Origin of the sequence: Sphingobium sp. AntQ-1 (assembly GCF_028538045.1) — a bacterium.
GTDB classification, from domain to species: Bacteria; Pseudomonadota; Alphaproteobacteria; order Sphingomonadales; family Sphingomonadaceae; genus Sphingobium; species Sphingobium cupriresistens.
In genome coordinates this window covers 305,216-319,575 of the sequence record NZ_CP117158.1, presented here as the reverse complement: position 1 = coordinate 319,575, position 14,360 = coordinate 305,216, and the positions used below count along the sequence as shown (strand labels likewise).

Below are 14,360 nucleotides of genomic sequence, written 5' to 3'. Positions count from 1 at the left end.
CCCCTAACCCCTCCCGCAAGCGGGAGGGGAACTATCAATGATAGCTTAGCCCAGCGCCGCCTTTACCATTCCACTCGCCTTGCTCATGTCGATCACACTGCCATGGCGTTCCTTCAGCACCGCCATCACCTTGCCCATGTCCTTCACGCTTGCCGCGCCGACCTCGGTCTTGATCCTCTCGATCGTCGCCTTCGTCTCGTCCTCGCTCAGTTGCGCAGGCAGGAAGCCTTCGATCACCTCCAGCTCCGCCTGTTCTTTGGCCGCCAGTTCGTCGCGGCCGCCGTTCCTGAACATCTCGATCGATTCGCGGCGCTGCTTGACCATCTTTTGCAGCACTTCGACCACGATGGCGTCGTCGTCCGGCATGGTGGAGGCGGTGCGCAGTTCGATGTCGCGGTCCTTCAGCTTCGCCAGAATCAGGCGCACGGCCGCCAGCCTGTCCTTGTCGCCGGCCTTCATGGCGGTGACCTGGGCGCTCTTGATGGTATCGCGAATCATCGACGCATTAATCCTGTTGCTTGCGGAAAGGAGCAGATATAGCGCCAAAAGAGATTTTTAACAGACGTTGACCTTGCGGGCGTGGGGGCATAGGTGACCGGCCGTTTAACCCGCATCAGACGGGTTCCCGCAAAAGCATAAAGGACCGACCGCCATGGCTGACGCCAAAACCCTTACCGTGCCTAAAGGAGCGACAGGGGTCGTGGTTTTCGCCGATGGGTCCGCGGTGTTCGGGCGCGGCTTCGGCGCGATCGGCGAGGCTGTGGGCGAACTGTGCTTCAACACGTCGATCACCGGCTATCAGGAGATCATGACCGATCCGTCCTATGCCGGGCAGATCATCAATTTCACCTTTCCCCATATCGGTAACGTCGGCACCAACCTGGACGATGTCGAGGCGGACAATCCTTACGCGTTGGGCTGCATCGTGCGCGAGGACGTGACCGCGCCGAGCAATTTCCGCAATGTCATGGCCTTTGACCAGTGGATGGCGGACAATGGCCGTATTGGCCTCGCCGGTGTCGATACCCGCGCGCTGACCCGCCTGATCCGCGTCAAAGGCGCGCCCAATGTCGTGATCGCCCATGATCCCGACGGCCAGTTCGATATCGCCGCGCTGGCCGCCAAGGCGGCGGGCTGGCCGGGGCTGGAGGGCATGGATCTGGCCATCGAAGTCACGGGCAAGGAGACGCGCCTGTGGAAGGATGGCGGCTGGACGCTGGGCAAGGGCTATGATGTCGACGCCACCGATGCGCTGGAGACGGTCGCGGCGGGCTATCCCGCGGTGGGCGAGGATGGCGAGCCGCTGCTGTTCGCGGAACAGGATCTGCCGACGCCCGCGCCGCGCCCGCATGTCGTGGCGATCGATTACGGCGCGAAGAACAATATCTTCCGCAATCTGGTGAAAGCCGGCGCCCGCGTCACCGTGCTGCCCGCGACCGCGACGTTCGAGCAGGTGATGGACTTGCAGCCCGATGGCGTGTTCCTCTCCAACGGCCCTGGCGATCCGGCCGCGACCGGCGCCTATGCCGTGCCGGTGATCGCCGCGCTGCTGACCGAGAATGTGCCGATCTTCGGTATTTGCCTGGGCCATCAGTTGCTGGGTCTGGCCGTGGGCGCCAAGACGATCAAGATGCATCAGGGTCATCGCGGTGCGAACCATCCGGTCAAGCGGCTGGACGACGGGCTGGTCGAGATCACGTCCATGAATCATGGCTTTGCGGTCGATGCCGACACGCTGCCCGCCAATGTCCGCGCGACCCATGTGTCGCTGTTCGACGGCAGCAATTGCGGGATCGAACTGACCGACAGGAACGCTTTTTCGGTGCAGTACCATCCCGAAGCCTCGCCGGGGCCGCAGGACAGCTTCTACCTGTTCAAGCGGTTCGTGGCGGGCCTCAAAGGTCCGGTCGCGGCATGAGCCTCAACCTCCCCCCCGTCGATGAAGCCCGCCTCGCCGCCGAGTGGGAGGCGGACAAGGACGTGCTCGCCAACCTCGCCGCCAATGGCGACGTAGCGCGGATCGCGCGGCCGGTGGATGTGTCCTTCCGCGGCAGCGAAAAGGATTTCGAACGGCTGCTCACCATCGCCAGCCAGTTCGGCTTTGTCGAACTCGACCGGGAAGAGGATGAGGAGGGCGACCTGTACCTGTTCCTGGAATGCGTGCAGCCCGTCGACGAGCAGTCGATCCGCGCGCTGACTCGCAAATGCCTCCAGATCGAAATCCTCTGCGGCGTCGAATATGACGGCTGGGGGTGCGAGGCGCAGACGGGGGCGGTGCATTGATGGGACATGCCTTGGCTAATCGCATGTTAGCGTTTTGCAGCAACAATCGTTGGGCCGCGTTAACAATTAGTGGCATTTATTTTGCTTTTCAACGTATCGATGCATCGGGGGAAGCAACGTGAGCCAGTTGTTAAGACCTAGACTACAGCGTCAAGCGGACCATTTTTTGGTAGAAGCGGTTTCATTTGCTTATAATGAATCAAGACGTGAAATTGATCTACTGAATGTTCCGGCTCCTTCGTCTTTCGGTCTCAATAGTGCTTCCTACCACAGTCGTGACATCATTTTAATCGCGATCGAATGGGAGAGAAAGGGATGGGGACACCTTCGAAATGAAGGAAGCGCGTATTTTTCTTTCAGCAAAGCTGGGCAAGAGGCGGCGCGGCAAACGAATAAGCGCTTGTTAAAGCGCAGTTTTAAGAAACGAATTGCCGACTTAAATTGGAATGCAGTCAATGCGGTAGCAGCTCTGATCGCTGCCGTGGCGGCCTGTATTGCTGCGTACTTTTCATATCTTAGTTTGGCGAGCCAATAATGCCCAAAAGAACCGACATCTCCTCCATCCTCATCATCGGCGCTGGCCCGATCATCATCGGCCAGGCGTGCGAGTTCGATTATTCGGGCACGCAGGCGGTGAAGGCGCTCAAGGAAGAGGGCTATCGCATCATCCTGGTCAATTCCAACCCGGCCACGATCATGACCGACCCGGAATTTGCCGACGCTACCTATGTCGAGCCGATCACGCCCGACATTGTGGCGAAGATCATCGAGAAGGAGCGGCCGGACGCGGTGCTGCCGACGATGGGCGGGCAGACGGCGCTGAACACGGCGCTGGCGCTGTTCAACGATGGCACGCTGGAGAAGTACGGCGTGCAGATGATCGGCGCGGATGCCGAAGCGATCGACAAGGCGGAGGACCGGATCAAGTTCCGCGACGCGATGGACAAGATCGGCCTGGAATCGGCCCGCTCGCGGATCGCGCATACGATGGAAGAGGCGCTGGAGGGGCTGGAATTCACCGGCCTGCCGTCGATCATCCGGCCCAGCTTCACCATGGGTGGCACCGGCGGCGGCATCGCCTATAATCGCGACGAGTTCATGACGATCGTGCGCGGCGGACTGGATGCGTCGCCCACGACCGAGGTGCTGATCGAGGAGTCCCTTCTCGGTTGGAAGGAATATGAGATGGAGGTCGTGCGGGATCGCAACGACAATTGCATCATCATCTGTTCGATCGAGAATGTCGATCCGATGGGCGTCCATACCGGCGACTCTATCACCGTCGCCCCGGCGCTGACGCTGACCGACAAGGAATATCAGATCATGCGCAATGCATCGATCTCGGTACTCCGGGAAATCGGCGTCGAAACAGGTGGTTCCAACGTACAGTTCGCGGTCAATCCGAAGGACGGCCGTCTGGTCGTGATCGAGATGAACCCGCGCGTGTCGCGCTCGTCCGCGCTGGCCTCCAAGGCGACGGGCTTCCCGATCGCCAAGGTCGCGGCGAAGCTGGCGGTGGGATACACGCTGGACGAGATCACCAACGACATCACCGGCGCGACCCCGGCGTCGTTCGAACCGACGATCGACTATGTCGTGACGAAGATCCCCCGCTTCGCGTTCGAGAAGTTCAAGGGCGCCGAGCCGCTGCTGGGCACGGCGATGAAGTCCGTCGGCGAAGTCATGGCGATCGGCCGTAACATCCATGAATCGATGCAGAAGGCATTGCGCGGGCTGGAAACGGGCCTCAGCGGCTTCAACACCGTCGATCATCTGGTCGGCGCGCCCAAGGACGACATCGTCGCCGCGCTCGCCCAGCCGACGCCGGACCGGTTGCTGGTCGCGGCGCAGGCGCTGCGCGAAGGGCTGAGTGTCGCGGAAATCCACAATATCGCCAAGTTCGATCCCTGGTTCCTGGAACGGATCAAGGAAATCGTGGATGCCGAAGCCGAAGTGCTGGAAAACGGCCTGCCGCGCGATGCGGACGGGATGCGGCGCCTCAAAGCCATGGGCTTTTCCGATAAGCGGCTGGCCTATCTGGCGCTCAAGTCGGCCAATCTGGCAGGTAACGAGCATGGCATCGCGCGCGGTTCGGGCCTGATCCATGAAGCGGTCAAGGCGATGACCGGCGGTGTGACCGAGGATGAAGTGCGCAAACTGCGCCACAAACTGGGCGTGCGCCCGGTGTTCAAGCGCATCGACACCTGCGCCGCCGAGTTCGAGGCGAAGACGCCCTATATGTATTCGACCTATGAAGCGCCGATCTTCGGCGAGGCCGAGAATGAATCCGCGCCTACCGACCGGGAGAAGGTGGTGATCCTGGGCGGCGGGCCGAACCGGATCGGGCAAGGGATAGAGTTCGACTATTGCTGCGTCCATGCCTGCTTCGCGCTGAGCGAAGTCGGCTATGAAACCATCATGATAAACTGCAATCCTGAGACGGTTTCGACGGACTATGATACGTCTGACCGCCTCTATTTCGAGCCGCTGACGGCCGAGGATGTGCTGGAAATCCTGAACGTCGAAATGTCGAACGGGACACTGAAAGGCGTGATCGTGCAGTTTGGCGGCCAGACGCCGCTCAAGCTGGCGCAGGCGCTGGAGGATGCGGGCATCCCGATCCTGGGCACCAGCCCCGACGCGATCGACCTTGCCGAGGATCGCGAGCGTTTCGCGGCGCTGATCGACAAGCTCAAGCTGCGCCAGCCCGCCAACGGCATCGCGCGCAGCCGCGAGGAAGCGATCGCGGTCGCCAACCGCATCGGCTATCCCGTCCTGATGCGCCCGTCCTATGTGCTGGGCGGCCGGGCGATGGAGATTGTCGACGGACAGGCGCAGTTGGAGGAATATATCACCACCGCGGTCAAGGTGTCGGGCGACTCGCCGGTGCTGATCGACCAATATCTCCGCGACGCGATCGAGGTCGATGTCGATGCGCTGTGTGATGGGGACGATGTGGTCGTGGCCGGCGTGTTGCAGCATATCGAGGAGGCGGGCGTCCATTCGGGCGACAGCGCCTGCTCGCTGCCGCCATACAGCCTGTCGGACGGGATCATCGCAGAGATCGAGCGCCAGACCGAAGTGCTGGCCCATGCCCTGTCGGTGCGCGGCCTGATGAACATCCAGTTCGCGGTGAAGGACGGCATTGTCTATCTGATCGAGGTCAATCCGCGCGCCAGCCGGACCGTGCCCTTCGTCGCCAAGGCGATCGGTACCCCCATCGCTAAGATCGCCTCGCGCGTGATGGCCGGCGAGAAGATCAAGGATCTGCCGAAGATCGACCGCAACGCGATCAGCCATGTGGCGGTCAAGGAGGCGGTATTCCCCTTCGGCCGCTTCCCCGGCGTCGATCCGGTTCTCTCACCGGAAATGAAAAGCACCGGCGAAGTCATGGGAATTGATAGCAATTTTGCTACCGCTTTTGCCAAGGCGCAAATTGGGGCGGGCACCATGCTGCCGACCGAGGGCACGGTGTTCATCTCGCTCAAGGATAGCGACAAGCCGGTCATACTGCCCGCCGCGCGCAAGCTGGTGGACATGGGGTTCAGGCTGATCGCGACCGGCGGCACCGCCCAATATCTGGGAGAGCAGGGCATCGCCGTTCAGCGGGTCAACAAGGTCGCCGAAGGCCGCCCGCATATCGTGGACAAGATCAGCGATGGCGACGTGCAGCTCATTTTCAACACGACCGAAGGCTGGCAGTCGCTCAAAGACAGCAAGGCAATCCGCATCAGCGCGCTGCGCCACAAGGTGGCCAGCTTCACTACGGCCGCCGCCAGCGTCGCTGCGGCCGATGCGATCGAGGCTTTACGGGGTCATGCCCTTGAAGTGCGCTCGCTCCAGTCCTATTATCCCCTGTCGCAAGCCTGATCCCCTGCACAAGGAAGCATGCTGCGGGCGACCCGACGTTCGGGTCGCCAAAGGGAAGTTTTGACGAAGGATTTGCAAATGGCGACCGTCGAGAAGATGCCGATGCTGCAGATGGGCTATAACAAGCTCACCGCGCAGCTCCGCGAGTTGAAGGCCGAGCGGCCTTTGATCGTGGACGCCATCGAAGAAGCGCGCGCGCACGGTGATCTGTCCGAAAACGCCGAATATCACGCCGCCAAGGAGCGGCAGGGCCAGGTCGAGGCGACGATCAACGATCTGGAGGACAAGCTGTCCCGCGCCCAGGTGATTGACCCGACGACCCTGTCGGGCGACAAGATCGTGTTCGGCGCGACCGTGACGTTGCTGGATGAAGACGACAAGCCGGTGAAATACCAGATTGTCGGCCAGGCCGAAGCGGACGCCAAGCAGGGCATGATCAGTTATAACAGCCCGCTGGGCCGCGCGCTGATCGGCCGCACGGTGGGCGAGGACGTGGAAGTGTCCGTGCCGTCCGGGGACAAATTCTACCAAGTCGACAAGATCGATTTCATCTGACCGTGAAGCTGCCGGCTGGCCGACTGACCAATGGGATTGGGGCGATTACGGTCGCCGCCTTCCTGCTGCTCTATCTGACGGGGCAGGTCGATAACGCCGCGATCGTCGGCGGCTTCATTCCTGCGCGCCTGGGCGATCCTGCGCTGCTTGACGGCATGGCCGCGGCGCCCGCCTGGCTTACGCCGCTCAGTTGCACCTTCATCCATGCCGGCTGGCTGCATATCGGCTTCAACATGCTGATGCTGCTCTTCTGCGGGCGGCAGGTGGAGCATGTGCTAGGGTGGGCCGGGACGCTCGCCCTTTATGTCGTCGGTGCCTATGGCGCCTGCCTGGCGCAATGGGCGATCGATCCGGGTTCCACGAACCCGATGGTCGGGGCCAGCGGCGCCATTTCCGCCATCATCGCGCCTTATGCGTTGCTCTACAGCCAGCAGCAGGTGCGCGCCATCGGACCGATATCGTCCAATCTGGTGCGTGTGCTGTGGCTGGCGGGCGCGTGGATCGCGGTGCAGTTGATGATTGGGCTGGCGAGCGGCGCGGGGATGAGCGAACTTGGCCAGATCGCGATCGCCGCGCATATCGGCGGCTTTCTGGTGGGGCTGGCGCTGACCCGGCCCCTCCTGCGCTGGCGCTTCAGAAAGAAGCCGCGCGCGCTCCATTAAGGTTAAAAAAATCTGTCCGTTTGGGCTGAGCCTGTCGAAGTCCCTGCTCTTCCTTCTGAAAAGAAAAGCCCTTCGACAAGCTCAGAGCGAACGGAGGGCGATCAGGCGGCCGGAAGTTCCGGTTCCAACAGGCGGTGCAGATGCACGATGACATAGCGCATTTCCGCATCATCGACCGTGCGCTGCGCCGCGCTGCGCCAAGCCTTTTCTGCGGACGCATAGTCAGGGAACACACCGACGAGATCGACCTTGCTGAGGTCCTGAAATTCAAGGGTCTGCGGATTCGTCACGCGACCCCCCATCACCAGATGCATTTTGCTCATGGCGTTATCTATTCTCCTTATGCGTATCGCGATGCCTTAGCATCGTCACCGCGATACGCCAAGAAGAGCAGAGGCCGGATCGATTGCGTTCGCCGCAATCGTGATTAGCTTTTGGGCAATCGCGCCTTGATCGCGTCACTCAATGCATCGACTTTCGCCGCGACCAGCGTAGTCACCTCATCTGCCAGCCTTGAGGCTTTCGCCGACAGGTCGGCAGACGCGACGCTGTCGCGCGCATCGGCGGCGACATCGCCGGCGGCGTGGAGCGCGTGGGTCGCGCCCTGCTTCACCGTTTCGGCGCCCTCGGCAGCGGCGGCGCGTGCGACGGCTGCGGCCTCCAGGAAGCGCGAGCCGGCGGTCATGGCCAAGCCCGGCAGCGCCTTCATGGCGGCGCGGCTTTTGGGGAACATCCAGGCGACGACCGCGCCGACCGCGACGGCGCCGGCCACGGCGACGATCGGATGTTCCTGCACGATCTCATTGGCGCGGGTGGCGACGCGCTGGGTCTTGTCGCGCGCTTCGCCATAGGCTTCGCTCGCTTTATCGCGGCTGGTCTGGATCAGTTCGCCCGCGCTTTCGCGCGCCTTTTCGCCGGTGTCCTTGATCCGGTCGGTGGCGGTTGTGGCGGCGTCGTTCGCTGCTTCGCGAACGCGGGTCAGTTGAGCGCGGATATCAGCCATCGTCAGTCTCCGAATTGTCTACCTGGGTGTCTTGGAAGCGAACGTACAGCCGCTGGAAAAGTGCCGCCAGCGGACGCCGCGCCAGAAAGAGTCCGAAGGCGGTGGCCGCTGCGGCGATCGCGACGGGCCGCTGTTGCGCCTGAGCGGCGGCATTGGCCACGCCGTTCAACACGGCATTGCTGGCCCTGTCCTTCACATCCTGTTTGAGCCGGGCGGGCGCGACACGCGCCTTGGCTTCTTCCGCGGTGATGGACAGGCGGCCGCGCGCGGCGTTCGCACGCTGGCAGGCCTGGCGATAGCGGGCTTCCAGGTTCATGGCGCGATCGCCTTCTTCATCCGCGTGATACAGTTTTTGGCCGCGAGCAGCAGCAGCGCGACCAGGATCAATGCGCAGCCCACGACGATCAGCGTGGCCCAGATCGGCGCGATAACCTGCGCCAGACCAATGGTCAGGCCCACCAGCAGGGCGACGATGCTGGCGAAGGCGAGCATGAGCCCCACGAAGCCGAAGATGGCGGCGTTGCGCACGCCAGTACCAATGATGCCCGCCCGCAATTTCTGCTTGTCTGCTTCAGCCGCGGCATAGGCGCGGGCGTCGACATAAAGGCGCGCGATGGTTTCGCGTACGCTTTCTTCGGGCGCGCCGTCGGGCTGCCCATCGGTGTGCGGCGTCACCGCCGTATCCGCTGGCTCGTCAATCAATTGGGCCTCCATCCCGCCGTGCAGGATCGTGCGTCGGTCAGGAAATACGCGGCTGTGTCAGGCCTTGTCGTCCGACCCCTTGGCCAGGCGCATCAGCACGAAGCCGACGACCGCCGCCGCGCCGATCGCGACCGCCGGGCTTTTGCGCACGAAATCGCGCGCTTCGCCCAGCAACTGGTCGACATCCTTGGCATCGAGCGTGTCGGCTGCGCCGGCGACCGATTCCGCAGCCTGGCGGGCGTAATCGCCATATTGCGGGCCGAGCTTGGAATCGACGGTGCCGGCCGTGTCAGCGATCAGCTTGGCCAGGCTTTGCATGGCGGTGCCGGTCTTCCCTTTGGCGACGCCGGCAGCCGACTTGGCGGTTTTGCCCGCCTGTTCCTTGATCGGGTCGATATGGGCTTTCCAATCAACTGCGTTCAGCGTGTCCGCTGCAGCCTTGGCGGCTTTTTCAGCCTGAGCCTTGATCGGGGCGATCTGCGCGGTCCAGCCATGGGTGGCGGCGCCATTGCCCGGCGTCTTGGCGGCAGGCGCCTTGCGCGTGGCGGCCTTCTTGACCGGCGCGGCCTTCACCGCGGGGGCAGAGGGAGTCGCGATAGCGGACTTGGCGGGCTTCGCCTTGACGGGCTTGACGGCTGCCGTCTTCTTCACGCGCCTGATGGGCGGGGTTCCCGGTGTGTCGGCCATGGTCCTCTAGTCTCCCTTTCAAATCGGCATCGCGGCCCAGAAAGGCCGTGGGGTCACCGAACAAATGCATCGCGGCGGCCTACAGTTCCGTTGCCGTTACATTTTCGACCATCGGCATTTTTTGCGCCTGCGCAAGCCCCTGCATTGCCATTGGCGGAGGCGCTGGCTAAGCGGATCGCACATTCCCGGCCAACGGCCGCCCGTTACGACGCTAAGTGCAGGAGCGATCATGACCGCCATTCTCGATATTCACGCCCGCCAGATTTTCGACAGCCGGGGCAATCCCACCGTCGAAGTCGATGTCATGCTGGAAGACGGCAGCTTCGGCCGCGCCGCCGTGCCTTCGGGCGCTTCCACCGGCGCTTATGAAGCGGTAGAAAAGCGCGACGGCGACATGAGCCAATATCTGGGCAAGGGCGTCCTTCAGGCTGTCGCCGCCGTCAATGACGAAATCGCCGGCGAACTGATCGGCCTGGACGCCGAAGACCAGGGCGAAGTCGATGCCGCGATGATCGCCCTGGACGGCACGGAAAACAAGTCGCGCCTCGGCGCCAACGCGATCCTGGGCGTGTCGCTCGCCGCCGCGAAGGCTGCGGCCGATGCGCGCGGTCTGCCGCTCTATCGCTATGTCGGTGGCGTGTCCTCACATGTGCTGCCGGTGCCGATGATGAATATCATCAATGGCGGCGAACATGCCGATAACCCGATCGATTTTCAGGAATTCATGATCATGCCGGTCGGCGCGGAAAGCATCGCCGACGCCGTGCGGATCGGATCCGAAATTTTCCATACGCTCAAGAAGGGCCTGCACGACAAGGGGCTGGCGACGTCGGTCGGCGACGAGGGCGGCTTTGCCCCCAACATCGCATCGACCCGCGACGCGCTCGACTTCATCATGCTGTCGGTCGAAAAGGCGGGTTACAAGCCGGGCGACGACGTCGTGCTGGCGCTTGATTGCGCCGCGACCGAATTCTTCAAGAGCGGCAAATATGAGATTTCGGGCGAAGGCCTGTCGCTCTCACCGGTCGAAATGGCCGATTATCTCGCCGCGCTGTGCGCCGACTATCCGATCAAGTCGATCGAGGACGGCATGAGCGAAGATGATTTCGAAGGTTGGAAGGCGCTGACCGACCTGATCGGGGACAAGGTGCAACTCGTCGGCGACGACCTGTTCGTCACCAATCCGGCGCGTCTGTCGATGGGCATCGGCAAGGGGCTGGCCAACTCACTGCTGGTCAAGGTCAACCAGATCGGTACGCTGACCGAGACATTGGCCGCCGTCGACATGGCGCACCGCGCCCGCTACACCGCGGTCATGTCGCACCGGTCTGGCGAAACCGAGGACGCGACCATCGCCGACCTCGCCGTCGCGACCAATTGCGGGCAGATCAAGACGGGTTCGCTGGCGCGTTCCGACCGGCTCGCCAAATATAACCAGCTCATCCGCATCGAGGAAGAACTGGGCGACATCGCCGTTTATGCCGGGCGTTCGATCTTCCGCTAAGCATCAGGAGACTCGGCTGGCCGCAAACGACGCATTTTTTGCTTGCGGCCAGCCTTTTCCTGTGATTCTTCTGGTCCATGGCGCATATCGCTAAACTTCGTCTCCTCCTCTGGTCGGCCATCGGCCCCGCGATCGCGCTGCTTCTGCTGCTGTTCTTCGCGGGCTATGTCGTGCTGGGCTCCAATGGCGTGCTCGCCTGGGGCGATTATTCGCGTCAATTGCATGAGGCGAAGGCTGAATTGAAGCATGTGCAGGAGGCGCGCGCCGAACTGCGCAACCGGGTCGATCTGCTCAATCCGCGCCGGGTCGATCCCGACCTGTCGGACGAACTGATCCGCCGTCAACTGGGCGTGATCCATCATGACGAAGTGGTCGTGCCGCTAAATTGAGCTGAGACATCATGCGCAGGCTTATGAAATGATTTTGCGCTAAAAATGCCGTCTCGGTAATTTTGCTGCAAGCCCTTCCAGAGCGCCCGCGCACCTATTCCCTTCCGCCATCAATTTTCGGACGCGGCTATTGGTTATGCCCGGATTCCGCGGGGTCCGCCGTTGCAATATATGCAACTCTGCCGCTATATCGGCCTTCCTTCCATCCTACCCCCACGCAAAAGGATAAGAGCCTTGGCGAAACCAACGACGCCGCGTGCTTCGACTGCAAAGGCGAAAGCGGCTGCACCCGCTGCCGGCGCGGACCACAATCGGCCTCGCCCGCAAACCCCGACCGATTACAAGGCCAGCAAGGAAGAGTTGCTGGAATTTTATCGGCAGATGGTCCTCATCCGCCGCTTTGAGGAAAAGGCCGGCCAGCTTTACGGCCTGGGCCTGATTGGCGGCTTCTGCCATCTCTATATCGGCCAGGAAGCGGTCGCGGTTGGCATTCAGTCCGCGCTCAAGCCCGGCAAGGACAGTGTCATCACCGGCTATCGCGACCATGGCCACATGCTCGCCTATGGTATCGACCCCAATGTCATCATGGCCGAACTGACCGGCCGCGAAGCCGGCATTTCGCGCGGCAAGGGCGGTTCGATGCACATGTTCAGCGTCGAACATAAATTTTTCGGCGGCCATGGCATCGTCGGCGCGCAGGTGTCGCTGGGCGCGGGCCTGGGCTTTGCGCATAAATATAATGGCGATGGCGGCGTGTGCGTCGCCTATTTCGGCGACGGCGCGGCCAACCAGGGCCAGGTCTATGAATCCTTCAACATGGCCGAACTGTGGAAGCTCCCGATCATCTTCGTGATCGAGAATAACCAATATGCCATGGGCACCAGCGTCAATCGATCGTCGGCCGAAGACCAGCTCTATCGTCGCGGCGAAAGCTTCCGCATTCCGGGTCTTCAGGTCAACGGCATGGACGTGCTGGCCGTGCGCGGCGCGACCGAGGAAGCGCTCAAGTGGGTGCAGGAGGGCAATGGCCCGATCCTGCTGGAAATGAAGACCTACCGCTATCGCGGCCACTCCATGTCCGACCCGGCCAAATACCGGTCGCGCGAGGAAGTGCAGGCGATGCGCGACAAGTCCGATCCGATCGAAGGCGTGAAGAAATATCTGATCGAGGCCGGCGTCAGCGAGGAAGACATCAAGGGCATCGACCAGGATATCCGCAAGACCGTCGCCGAGGCGGCCGACTTCGCGGAAACTTCGCCAGAGCCTGAACTGTCCGAACTCTATACCGACGTGCTGGTGGAGCAATATTAATGGGTATCGTAATCAAGATGCCGGCGCTCTCGCCGACGATGGAAGAGGGCACGCTGGCCAAGTGGCTGGTGAAGGAAGGCGATGAGGTCAAGTCCGGCGACATCCTCGCCGAGATCGAGACCGACAAGGCGACGATGGAATTCGAAGCCGTGGATGAAGGCAAGATCGGCAAGATCATGATCGCCGAAGGCACCGAAGGCGTGAAGGTGGGCACCGTCATCGCCGAGATGGCGGGCGAGGGCGGCGAAGAAGCTGCGCCGGCGCCCAAGGCCGAAGCGCCCAAGGCGGAAGCCGCGTCAGCGCCCAAGAAGGCTGAAAGCGGCACGTCCAAGCTGGCGAGTGACGTCAAGGCCTCGGTCCAGGATCCCGCGATCCCGGAAGGCACCGAGTTCGTCAAGACGACCGTGCGCGAAGCGCTGCGCGACGCCATGGCCGAGGAAATGCGGAAGGATGAGCGCGTTTTCGTGATGGGCGAGGAAGTCGCGGAATATCAGGGCGCCTATAAGGTGACCCAGGGTCTGCTGGACGAGTTCGGCGACAAGCGCGTGATCGACACGCCGATCACCGAATATGGCTTTGCCGGCATCGGCACGGGCGCGGCGATGGGCGGCCTGCGCCCGATCGTGGAGTTCATGACGTTCAACTTTGCCATGCAGGCGATCGACCACATCATCAACTCGGCCGCCAAGACCAATTACATGTCCGGCGGCCAGATGCGCTGCCCGATCGTGTTCCGCGGTCCCAATGGCGCGGCGAGCCGCGTCGGCGCGCAGCACAGCCAGAATTACGGCCCTTGGTATGCCGCCGTTCCCGGCCTGATCGTCATCGCTCCCTATGACGCGGCCGACGCCAAGGGCCTGCTGAAAGCCGCGATCCGATCGACCGACCCGGTCGTCTTCCTGGAGAATGAACTTCTCTACGGCCGCAGCTTCGACGTGCCCAAGCTGGACGATTATGTCCTGCCGATCGGCAAGGCGCGGATCATGCGCGCCGGCAAGGACGTGACGTTGGTCAGCTATTCGATCGGAGTAGGCCTGGCCCTCGAAGCCGCCGAGACGCTGGCGGGCGAAGGCATCGACGCCGAAGTGATCGACCTGCGCACGCTGCGCCCGCTCGACACCGCGACGGTGCTGGAAAGCCTGAAGAAGACCAACCGCCTCGTTGTGGTGGAAGAAGGCTGGCCGACCTGCTCGATCGCGTCGGAAATCGCCGCCGTCGTCATGGAGCAGGGCTTCGATGATCTCGACGCCCCGGTGCTGCGCGTCACCAACGAAGATGTGCCGCTGCCTTATGCGGCGAACCTGGAAAAGGCCGCGCTGATCGATGCGAGCCGCGTCGTCGCGGCGGCCAAGAAGGTCTGCTACAAATAAGACGGAAGGGCGGCTCTAACGGCC

Annotated in this window: 16 protein-coding genes; 10 read left to right on the top strand and 6 right to left on the bottom strand. The window is 62.4% G+C overall.

Annotation, left to right across the window (positions count from 1 at the left end; genetic code table 11):
* Positions 1-45 precede the first annotated feature (45 nt).
* Positions 46-498 (bottom strand): GatB/YqeY domain-containing protein, encoded by a 453-nt coding sequence (locus sphantq_RS01605; RefSeq protein ID WP_129926345.1) that lies wholly within the window; start codon positions 496-498, stop codon positions 46-48.
* A gap of 154 nt (positions 499-652) precedes the next feature.
* On the opposite strand from sphantq_RS01605, the gene carA reads away from it, so the two are divergent.
* From carA to sphantq_RS01575, 6 genes are all read left to right on the top strand, one after another.
* Positions 653-1,918: a glutamine-hydrolyzing carbamoyl-phosphate synthase small subunit gene (gene carA / locus sphantq_RS01600; protein ID WP_272799408.1), complete on the top strand. Its 1,266-nt coding sequence runs from the start codon at positions 653-655 to the stop codon at positions 1,916-1,918.
* Positions 1,915-2,283, top strand: a complete 369-nt coding sequence (locus sphantq_RS01595; RefSeq protein WP_129926343.1) for a ribonuclease E inhibitor RraB — start codon at positions 1,915-1,917, stop codon at positions 2,281-2,283. The genes carA and sphantq_RS01595 overlap by 4 nt, the downstream gene beginning before the upstream one ends.
* Before the next feature lie 118 nt (positions 2,284-2,401).
* Entirely contained in the window at positions 2,402-2,818 is a 417-nt protein-coding gene (locus sphantq_RS01590; RefSeq protein WP_272799407.1) for a hypothetical protein, read from the top strand.
* Positions 2,818-6,153, top strand: coding sequence for a carbamoyl-phosphate synthase large subunit (gene carB / locus sphantq_RS01585; protein ID WP_272799406.1), 3,336 nt, complete (start codon positions 2,818-2,820; stop codon positions 6,151-6,153). Before sphantq_RS01590 ends, carB begins: the two co-directional genes overlap by 1 nt.
* Positions 6,154-6,231: 78 nt before the next feature.
* Positions 6,232-6,708 carry a transcription elongation factor GreA gene (gene greA, locus sphantq_RS01580; RefSeq protein WP_066603207.1) on the top strand — a complete coding sequence of 159 codons (477 nt, stop codon included), beginning with the start codon at positions 6,232-6,234 and terminating at the stop codon, positions 6,706-6,708.
* A 2-nt stretch (positions 6,709-6,710) separates the two neighbouring features.
* Entirely contained in the window at positions 6,711-7,370 is a 660-nt protein-coding gene (locus sphantq_RS01575; RefSeq protein ID WP_066603204.1) for a rhomboid family intramembrane serine protease, read from the top strand.
* Between the two features lie 101 nt (positions 7,371-7,471).
* Here sphantq_RS01575 and sphantq_RS01570 read toward each other — a convergent pair whose 3' ends face one another.
* From sphantq_RS01570 to sphantq_RS01550, 5 genes are all read right to left on the bottom strand, one after another.
* Positions 7,472-7,693, bottom strand: a complete 222-nt coding sequence (locus sphantq_RS01570; protein ID WP_066603202.1) for a DUF4170 domain-containing protein — start codon at positions 7,691-7,693, stop codon at positions 7,472-7,474.
* 104 nt (positions 7,694-7,797) lie between these two features.
* Entirely contained in the window at positions 7,798-8,373 is a 576-nt protein-coding gene (locus sphantq_RS01565) for a DUF883 family protein (RefSeq protein ID WP_066603200.1), read from the bottom strand.
* The gene (locus tag sphantq_RS01560) at positions 8,366-8,689 is read right to left on the bottom strand and encodes a hypothetical protein (RefSeq protein WP_272799405.1); all 324 of its coding nucleotides are present in this window, start codon (positions 8,687-8,689) and stop codon (positions 8,366-8,368) included. Before sphantq_RS01560 ends, sphantq_RS01565 begins: the two co-directional genes overlap by 8 nt.
* Positions 8,686-9,075 (bottom strand): phage holin family protein, encoded by a 390-nt coding sequence (locus sphantq_RS01555; protein WP_272799404.1) that lies wholly within the window; start codon positions 9,073-9,075, stop codon positions 8,686-8,688. The genes sphantq_RS01560 and sphantq_RS01555 overlap by 4 nt, the downstream gene beginning before the upstream one ends.
* Before the next feature lie 57 nt (positions 9,076-9,132).
* Entirely contained in the window at positions 9,133-9,762 is a 630-nt protein-coding gene (locus tag sphantq_RS01550) for a hypothetical protein (RefSeq protein ID WP_272799403.1), read from the bottom strand.
* A gap of 229 nt (positions 9,763-9,991) precedes the next feature.
* Between sphantq_RS01550 and eno the strand changes: the two genes are divergently transcribed.
* The 4 genes from eno to sphantq_RS01530 all read left to right on the top strand — a co-directional run bounded on the left by eno (position 9,992) and on the right by sphantq_RS01530 (position 14,336).
* Positions 9,992-11,266, top strand: coding sequence for a phosphopyruvate hydratase (eno, locus tag sphantq_RS01545; protein ID WP_066603191.1), 1,275 nt, complete (start codon positions 9,992-9,994; stop codon positions 11,264-11,266).
* Between the two features lie 77 nt (positions 11,267-11,343).
* The gene (locus sphantq_RS01540) at positions 11,344-11,655 is read left to right on the top strand and encodes an FtsB family cell division protein (protein WP_066603187.1); all 312 of its coding nucleotides are present in this window, start codon (positions 11,344-11,346) and stop codon (positions 11,653-11,655) included.
* 234 nt (positions 11,656-11,889) lie between these two features.
* Positions 11,890-12,966 (top strand): pyruvate dehydrogenase (acetyl-transferring) E1 component subunit alpha, encoded by a 1,077-nt coding sequence (gene pdhA, locus sphantq_RS01535; protein ID WP_272799402.1) that lies wholly within the window; start codon positions 11,890-11,892, stop codon positions 12,964-12,966.
* Positions 12,966-14,336, top strand: coding sequence for a pyruvate dehydrogenase complex E1 component subunit beta (locus sphantq_RS01530; RefSeq protein WP_129926338.1), 1,371 nt, complete (start codon positions 12,966-12,968; stop codon positions 14,334-14,336). Before pdhA ends, sphantq_RS01530 begins: the two co-directional genes overlap by 1 nt.
* Positions 14,337-14,360: the final 24 nt, after the last annotated feature.

Coding starts and splice junctions, on each gene's coding strand:
- sphantq_RS01605 (WP_129926345.1), bottom strand. CDS start 498: ATGATTCGCGATACCATCAAGAGCGCCCAGGTCACCGCCATGAAGGCC.
- carA (WP_272799408.1), top strand. CDS start 653: ATGGCTGACGCCAAAACCCTTACCGTGCCTAAAGGAGCGACAGGGGTC.
- sphantq_RS01595 (WP_129926343.1), top strand. CDS start 1,915: ATGAGCCTCAACCTCCCCCCCGTCGATGAAGCCCGCCTCGCCGCCGAG.
- carB (WP_272799406.1), top strand. CDS start 2,818: ATGCCCAAAAGAACCGACATCTCCTCCATCCTCATCATCGGCGCTGGC.
- greA (WP_066603207.1), top strand. CDS start 6,232: ATGGCGACCGTCGAGAAGATGCCGATGCTGCAGATGGGCTATAACAAG.
- sphantq_RS01570 (WP_066603202.1), bottom strand. CDS start 7,693: ATGAGCAAAATGCATCTGGTGATGGGGGGTCGCGTGACGAATCCGCAG.
- sphantq_RS01565 (WP_066603200.1), bottom strand. CDS start 8,373: ATGGCTGATATCCGCGCTCAACTGACCCGCGTTCGCGAAGCAGCGAAC.
- sphantq_RS01560 (WP_272799405.1), bottom strand. CDS start 8,689: ATGAACCTGGAAGCCCGCTATCGCCAGGCCTGCCAGCGTGCGAACGCC.
- sphantq_RS01550 (WP_272799403.1), bottom strand. CDS start 9,762: ATGGCCGACACACCGGGAACCCCGCCCATCAGGCGCGTGAAGAAGACG.
- eno (WP_066603191.1), top strand. CDS start 9,992: ATGACCGCCATTCTCGATATTCACGCCCGCCAGATTTTCGACAGCCGG.
- sphantq_RS01540 (WP_066603187.1), top strand. CDS start 11,344: ATGGCGCATATCGCTAAACTTCGTCTCCTCCTCTGGTCGGCCATCGGC.
- sphantq_RS01530 (WP_129926338.1), top strand. CDS start 12,966: ATGGGTATCGTAATCAAGATGCCGGCGCTCTCGCCGACGATGGAAGAG.